At 45.9% G+C, this 7,033-nt stretch carries 7 protein-coding genes and 1 pseudogene; 5 read left to right on the top strand and 3 right to left on the bottom strand.

Annotation, left to right across the window (positions count from 1 at the left end; genetic code table 11):
- Nucleotides 1-161: 161 nt before the first annotated feature.
- Nucleotides 162-308 (top strand): annotated as a pseudogene (locus QGT73_RS16555) (ATP-binding protein); the annotation flags it as partial.
- Between the two features lie 183 nt (nt 309-491).
- Here QGT73_RS16555 and QGT73_RS16550 read toward each other — a convergent pair.
- Genes QGT73_RS16550 through QGT73_RS16540 form a run of 3 tightly spaced genes read right to left on the bottom strand, consistent with a single transcriptional unit; the run spans nt 492 to nt 2,499 of the window.
- Nucleotides 492-1,292, bottom strand: a complete 801-nt coding sequence (locus tag QGT73_RS16550; protein WP_280123172.1) for an alpha/beta hydrolase family protein — start codon at nt 1,290-1,292, stop codon at nt 492-494.
- A 30-nt stretch (nt 1,293-1,322) separates the two neighbouring features.
- Nucleotides 1,323-1,595, bottom strand: coding sequence for a hypothetical protein (locus QGT73_RS16545; RefSeq protein WP_280123171.1), 273 nt, complete (start codon nt 1,593-1,595; stop codon nt 1,323-1,325).
- Between the two features lie 7 nt (nt 1,596-1,602).
- Nucleotides 1,603-2,499, bottom strand: a complete 897-nt coding sequence (locus QGT73_RS16540) for a helix-turn-helix domain-containing protein (RefSeq protein ID WP_280123170.1) — start codon at nt 2,497-2,499, stop codon at nt 1,603-1,605.
- A 162-nt stretch (nt 2,500-2,661) separates the two neighbouring features.
- On the opposite strand from QGT73_RS16540, the gene QGT73_RS16535 reads away from it, so the two are divergent.
- The 4 genes from QGT73_RS16535 (at nt 2,662) to QGT73_RS16520 (ending at nt 6,610) form a co-directional block, all read left to right on the top strand.
- A complete protein-coding gene (locus tag QGT73_RS16535) occupies nt 2,662-3,222 on the top strand; it encodes a DapH/DapD/GlmU-related protein (protein WP_280123169.1) in 561 nt (186 codons plus the stop codon).
- A gap of 4 nt (nt 3,223-3,226) precedes the next feature.
- The gene (locus QGT73_RS16530; protein WP_280123168.1) at nt 3,227-4,693 is read left to right on the top strand and encodes an aldo/keto reductase; all 1,467 of its coding nucleotides are present in this window, start codon (nt 3,227-3,229) and stop codon (nt 4,691-4,693) included.
- 54 nt (nt 4,694-4,747) lie between these two features.
- Nucleotides 4,748-5,920 (top strand): iron-containing alcohol dehydrogenase, encoded by a 1,173-nt coding sequence (locus QGT73_RS16525; RefSeq protein ID WP_280123167.1) that lies wholly within the window; start codon nt 4,748-4,750, stop codon nt 5,918-5,920.
- 123 nt (nt 5,921-6,043) lie between these two features.
- Entirely contained in the window at nt 6,044-6,610 is a 567-nt protein-coding gene (locus QGT73_RS16520; protein ID WP_280123166.1) for a flavodoxin family protein, read from the top strand.
- The last annotated feature ends 423 nt before the right edge of the window (nt 6,611-7,033 follow it).

The raw sequence follows: 7,033 nt of genomic DNA, 5'->3' as shown, positions 1-7,033 counted from the left end.
ACAAAACTTATTTGACTTTACCAAATAAAATTGCAGCTAATTACTATAAAATCAGCAGGTTGAATTTACTTATAATGGTGATGTCTATTCCACATTATCGCCTTAGCGTGTCCGCTGAATAGTTACAAAATTACATGCACCGGAATTTCGGCTTGACCCCCTTTAACCGGTGGAACGAAATTATCGCCGACAAGGTGCTGGTGACTGCCATGGTAGACAGACTGACACACCTGGCTATGATGATCAACATGACCGGCGATTCTTTCCGCATGAAAGAAACAAAAAAATTGATTTCACAATCCGTTTAATTACTTTTTTACTACTTTTGCTGTAATATGGGGTGGCGCATTTTTTTATTATTATCCGGCGCACTTTTTAGTTAGAATATACACTATTATTTTCATTGGGTTTTAATTTTTTTGCAAAATTAGCAAGTATAATTTTGTCCGGCACTATCAAAGACAAAACGATAATTGCCATATTGGAAACAATCAAAGTTCTTTATAAAGCCAATCAGCGGCAATACGGGCATCCTGAGCTGTATTGACAGTGAAGCTGTGGTCTTCGCCGTCAATAAGCCGGATAGAGGCGTTTTTCATATCGTGCTTGAAACGCTCTCCATAAGTATATGGCACTATCCGGTCAGCTTTACCATGTATTATAAATGTCGGGCCTGTATATCGACTTGCCGTTTCATAAATAGGCAACTCGCGGGCGGCAACAATGTAGTCATGACCGAGTTTAAGACCATTGGGCATTGTGACATATTCCGGAGCATTCCAGGGGTCATATGTGGCTCCCATAGTGTTTCCGCGCAGTGCGTCATCACGCAATACAGCGGCAGGTGCCATAAGTACCAGTGATTTGATTTCCTTATCACCAAGTTCTCCGGCAGTCATGGCAGCCACGACTCCACCCTGAGAATGTCCAAGTAATGAGATGTTTTTTGTAAAATCCTGATTCCGAATCCATCTTATCACCTCTTTTACATCTTCGATTTCATTAAGTACGGTCATGTGTTGGAATTCGCCGTCGCTTTTGCCGTGTCCGTTAAAGTCGAATCTTACCACCCCTATGCCTTTTGCCACAAGGTCTGCCGAGATGTCGTTAAACAACTCGTTGTCCATATTGCCCATAAAGCCATGACAAAGTATGACTACCGGCAATTTTTTGTTGCCCCCTGTCTGTGGCAGTTGCAGATGTGTGGCAAGACGCCCGACAGATTCCTGAATGTAAAAGGTCGAATCAGTCTGTGCAGACAATCCAAATACTCCGAAAAATAAGAATGTCATTGACAGTGTTAAAAATATATGTTTCATAATTTATGATTTAGCTCTGTTTATTACTTTTTTACGTGCGATATATACTGATATAATAACGACCAGAGTCAATAGTTCAGCTATGGGGATGGCAAGCCAAAGACCTGTGTTGCCGATGATATCAGGCAGTATGATAAATGCCGGCACAATCAGTATGACTCCACGAAGCAGAGTGTAGAATGTTGATTGAGTGGCTTTCTCAATGCTCTGATAGTAACCGATGAATGTCACATTCAAGGCAAAGAATATCTCACAGACACCTCCCTGTCTGTTCATGAAATTTTTAATTCAGCTGTAGCCGGTATTCTCTTGGAGTGCTTCCGGTTTGTTTCTTGAAGAAGCGGATGAAGTGCTGTGAGTGCTGAAAACCAAGCAGTTCGGCAATCTGTTTGGTACTCAATACCGGATTCAGCAACGAGTTTTTAGCGTAGTTTATCATTTTAAGCTGTATGTATTCTTGTGCGGTCTTGCCCGTTTCCTGCTTTACAAGGTCACCGAAATAGTTGGATGAAAGGCATATCTTGTCGGCGAAATACTTTACTATGGGTATTCCGTCGGTCGCTCCGCGTCCACTGTCAAGATATTCGTCAATCAACTGCTCGAATTTGCCGAGGGCGGTATGGTTCAGTTCTTCACGTGTCACAAACTGACGTTCATAGAAGCGCATACAGTAATTGAGCATCACCTCTATGTTGGATATGATAAGAGACTTGGAAAACTTGTCGATGGGATGTTGCAGCTCACGGGCTATCTTGTCCATATAGTCCTGCAATATCAAACGTTCTTCCGTGGACAGATGCAACGCTTCGTTTGAGGCGTAGGAAAAGAATGTGTATTGCTTGATTTTCTGAGCTAAAGGAGTCCGCAGAAGAAAATCGGGATGAAACAGCATTCCGACAGCTTCCGGTGCCGGGCCGTCCTCAAAACGGTGTATGCCAACTGTCTGGCCGGGAGCGAAACTGACAACTGTTTCGTCGTCGAAGTCATACGATGTCTTCCCATAGTTTATCTTGCACCCGGTGGTTTTTTTGAGAAAAAGAGAATAAAACCCGAAGTGCATGCAATGGGTCGGCTGCTCCACGGTATCGTCAAAATGAACTATATAGACAAGCGGATGTCGCGTCTCAAAACCGAAATAGCGGTTGTATTTTTCAATAGTGTCTGCCTCGTATATTTCCATATAAGATTTCTTTTTTGCAAAGATAGCTATAATCAGTTGTCGCACAATGCGGAAAACTCACATAGATGTAATCGGGGTACATAATTCCGTAACATTGGTTATTCCTGCCATTCGTTTTGAAGCTAATTTTGCACTGTGAAAACAAATCAATAAGTAAGAAACATGGCAACTGATATTATTGAACGGATGAGAAACGGCGAGCGCATATCCGAGACTGCTCCCGAACTTCTCTGTGACGAGATTGAAAATACCCGTCGGCTTATCGCCGAGTTGAACACCGGCTACCATACACCCGATGAGATACGCGCCATTCTGGAACGCATCTGGGGGCAGCGGCTTGACAGCACGGTGAGGATGTTCCCGCCGTTTTATACCGCTCTCGGCAAAATGACAACGGTAGGCAAAGAGGTTTTTATAAACTTCGGCTGCACCTTTCTTGATCAGGGCGGCATAACGCTGGAGGACGGAGTGTTTGTCGGCCCCGGTGTGAAAATTGCGACCGAAGGACATCCTGAAGAACCTGAAAGACGACATTCCTTGATTACAGCCCCGGTTGTGATACGCCGTAACGCATGGATCGGAGCAGGAGCGATAATACTGCCCGGTGTCACGGTAGGTGAAAATGCCATAGTGGCCGCCGGTGCCATAGTAAAAAAAGATGTCGCCGACAATACAATCGTCGCAGGAATACCCGCAAGGTATATCCGACATATAAATACTTGAATATATGAAAATCAAAATTCTTTCAATGATAATGTCCATGCTTTCTCTGACAGCGTGTGCATCATGCACCACAACGGATGATGACCCCATAACTGAAAATCCGATTCCTGATCCGACACCCGGCACTGAATCCGGCAAAAATGGCAGCGTACTGGTAGCATATTTCTCATGTACGGGCACCACGGAAGGTATTGCCGAGGGTATAGCGGACATAACCGGGGCATCCACATTCAGAATCGAAGCGGAAGAGCCTTACACCACCACCGACCTCGACTATAACAGCGACTGCCGCGCCAATAGGGAGCAGAACAATCCCAAGGCTCGTCCGGCAATCAAAAATATGCCTGACGGTCTTGACCGATACGATGTGGTTTTCCTCGGTTATCCGATATGGTGGGGAGAAGCGCCGCGTATAATCAGCACCTTCCTTGAGAGCGGAGATTTCAAAGGGAAAACGATAGTACCGTTCTGTACTTCACACTCCAGCGGTCTTGGAAGCAGCGACCGCAATCTGCATTCTCTCGTTCCGGATGCAGTCTGGATTCTCGGACGACGCTTTGCGGGAAACACAGCCAAAACAGAGCTTGAAAAGTGGATTTCAGGACTTGATATGAAATTTGACACAAATATGGATTACTCTAAATTTCCTCTTTCAGAGGGCAAAAACGGTCAGGCACCCACAATCCGCCTCAGCAGCGGATATGATATGCCGGTGGTGGGGCTCGGCACATACAGCCTTACAGGCGACGTGTGCGTGAACTCCGTGAAGTCGGCTATATCTCTCGGCTTCCGAAAGATTGACACCGCACACATGTACGGCAACGAGGTAGAGGTGGGTCGTGGAGTACGTGAATCGGGTGTGCCGCGTGACGAAATCTTTGTGGCTACGAAAATATACCCCAACCAGTATGGCAACCCCGAAGCCGCCATAGATGAGTGTCTTCGCAAACTCGATCTCGGCTACGTTGACCTGATGCTTCTGCATCATCCCGGCACAAACGACGTGAAAGCCTACAAGGCGATGGAACGATATGTCAGGGAGGGTAAAATCCGCTCCATAGGCGTGTCATGCTACTATATCAGGGAAATCGACGAGTTCATCCGTCAGGTCGATATAAAGCCTGTGCTTGTGCAGAACGAGGTTCATCCCTATTATCAGGATACCGATGTCGTTCCCCATATCCAGAATCTCGGAATAGCGGTCGAGGCATGGTATCCGTTAGGGGGCAGAGGGCATCAGAAGGAATTGCTGAACGACCCGGTACTGACCGAAATCGCCATGCGGCACGGCAAATCAGTCGCACAGGTCATTTTGCGCTGGGACTTGCAGCGTGGTGTTGTCGTCATTCCCGGCTCAAGCAACCCCGACCACATGAAAGAAAATATCTCAATATTTGACTTCGAATTGACTGAGGATGAAATGGCTGCGATTGCCGCCCTTAACCGCAACGAGAAACATGACTGGTATTGATGTGAAAAAACTGAATTATTAACGGAAAGAAACAACTCATAAAATAACCACACTATGTTAGGAAATTTTACGTATGCCAACCCCACTAAGTTATTCTTTGGTGACGAGGCGCAAAAAAATCTCGCAAAGGCTCTCATGCCTTTCGGCAAGAAAGTATTACTTACTTATGGCGGAGGATCTATCAAGCGAAATGGAGTCTATGATGATGTCATCTCCGCGCTCAAATCCGCCGGTAAAGAAGTCGTGGAACTCCCCGGCGTAATGCCTAATCCCACGGTCGAAAAATTGAACGAGGGCATTAAGGTTGCGCGTGAAAACAACGTGGATTTCATTCTTGCCGTAGGCGGAGGATCGACAATCGACTATGCCAAAGCTGTCAGCGTTTCGGCGTGGTATGACGGCGACGCATGGCAGCGATTCTGGATAAAACAGGAAGACCCTACATCCGGGGAAAGAATAATCCCGGTAGGTGCTGTTCTGACAATGGCAGGTACAGGCTCGGAGATGAACGGAGGCTCGGTAATCACCAACCACGCCGCCAAGATGAAAATCGGCAAGGTATTCGGTGAAGATGTGATGCCGAAGTTTGCAGTGCTCAATCCAAAATATACTTTCAGTCTGCCACAACGCCAGATGGTAGCCGGAATATTCGACACCATGAGCCACATTCTGGAACAGTATTTCTCCGGCGATGACGACAGTACATCCGATTATCTCGCCGAAGGACTTATGCGCTCTGTAATCGCATCGAGCCGTGTGGCAATTAAAAATCCGGAGGATTATGAAGCCCGCTCCAATCTCATGTGGTCGGCCACATGGGCACTCAATACCCTCATCGGCGAGGGCAAACCACAGGACTGGATGGTACACATGATAGGTCAGGCCATAGGTGCATATACTGATGCCACTCACGGCATGACTCTTTCAGGTGTATCAGCGGCATACTACCGCCACATCATGAGATACGGACTGAAACGTTTTGTGCGTTTTGCAGAAGTCGTATGGAGCGTTCTTCCTGAAGGAAAGACTGATGAGCAGATTGCTTCCGAGGGTATTGATGCTCTTGAATCATGGATAAAGGAAATAGGCGCAGCTTCCGATATATCATCGCTCGGTGTCACACCTGACATGCTCGACAGAATAGCTGATTCCACCATCATTCTAACAGGTGGCTATAAGACGCTTGACCATGCTGAGGTTGTTGACATACTTCACAATAGCCTCTGATCATTAACTGGCATGAACAGACGTGATGCGATTAAACGGATTGGGGTACTGGCTGCAGGTGCTGCGATAAGCACAACCGGACTGGCCGGTGCCTCAAATCTGATTAACGGGAACAATGGCAATATGAAGATTCTTGCGATAAATGGCAGCTCCAGAAAACAGGGAAACACCGGCGACATGATTGATATTGTCCTATCAGAATTGTCAGGTCAGGGACACCAAGTTGACAAAATAGACCTCGCAGGACACACTATAAATCCGTGTAAAGCCTGTTTCGCTTGCGCCGGAAAGCGAAACTGCGTGTTTTCCGATGACATATTCCGAGAAGTTTATGAGCGGATGACCGATGCCGACGTAATAATAATGGGCTCTCCGACTTATTCGGCAGATGTCTCGTCGACATTGAAGGCGGTAATTGAGCGGGCAAGTGTTGTCAGCGACACCAATCCCGGAATGTTCAGCCACAAAATTGGTGCCGGAATAGCGGTAGGACGCCGTGCCGGCACGATGAACGTACTCGACACCATCAATCATTTCTTCCTGAACAAAGAAATGTTTATTGTCGGCTCTACCTATTGGAATATCGCATACGGCAGATTACCCGGCGAGGCACTGAAAGATGCCGAAGGCGTGGAAACCATGCGCAACCTTGGCAAAAACATTTCGTGGCTCCTTTACAAAATCGCATAACCCCGCTATATACAGTCATATAGCATGGCAACCTGCCGTTATTAGTATAATTAACGTGAATTCTTATATCGAACTCACGTTAATTACATTGACAATTTCCTCCCGACATTTTTCAGATACTAGACTGAACGTAAGTTCATCACTGAAGTCTGCCAAACATATGCCATCAGAATTTGTAAAGTCTATAAATTTGTAGAAAGGCCAGCCCTCACAGTTTTTAAGGTTCAGAACGTCCTCGTTAGCCTTAAAAACTGTGTGAGCTTTAGTCTTTAATCCGAATTTAACATTAGCTGAGAATGTTTATCTCTTGTAGAATGTGAAGTTGTCTTGACTTATTTTAAACATACAAAATACAATAAGGAGTGTTAAGTGTAATGAGCAAAAACACACCTAAACACTCCTTGAATTGATAGAACTCATAGA

The organism is Duncaniella muricolitica (genome assembly GCF_910574735.1).
In the GTDB taxonomy this organism is placed as follows: domain Bacteria; phylum Bacteroidota; class Bacteroidia; order Bacteroidales; family Muribaculaceae; genus Duncaniella; species Duncaniella muricolitica.
Note: the sequence above shows the minus strand (reverse complement) of the source record. Positions and strands in the feature narration are given on the sequence as shown.

Coding starts and splice junctions, on each gene's coding strand:
- QGT73_RS16520 (WP_280123166.1), top strand. CDS start 6,044: ATGAAGATTCTTGCGATAAATGGCAGCTCCAGAAAACAGGGAAACACC.
- QGT73_RS16535 (WP_280123169.1), top strand. CDS start 2,662: ATGGCAACTGATATTATTGAACGGATGAGAAACGGCGAGCGCATATCC.
- QGT73_RS16550 (WP_280123172.1), bottom strand. CDS start 1,292: ATGACATTCTTATTTTTCGGAGTATTTGGATTGTCTGCACAGACTGAT.
- QGT73_RS16540 (WP_280123170.1), bottom strand. CDS start 2,499: ATGGAAATATACGAGGCAGACACTATTGAAAAATACAACCGCTATTTC.
- QGT73_RS16545 (WP_280123171.1), bottom strand. CDS start 1,595: ATGAACAGACAGGGAGGTGTCTGTGAGATATTCTTTGCCTTGAATGTG.
- QGT73_RS16530 (WP_280123168.1), top strand. CDS start 3,227: ATGAAAATCAAAATTCTTTCAATGATAATGTCCATGCTTTCTCTGACA.
- QGT73_RS16525 (WP_280123167.1), top strand. CDS start 4,748: ATGTTAGGAAATTTTACGTATGCCAACCCCACTAAGTTATTCTTTGGT.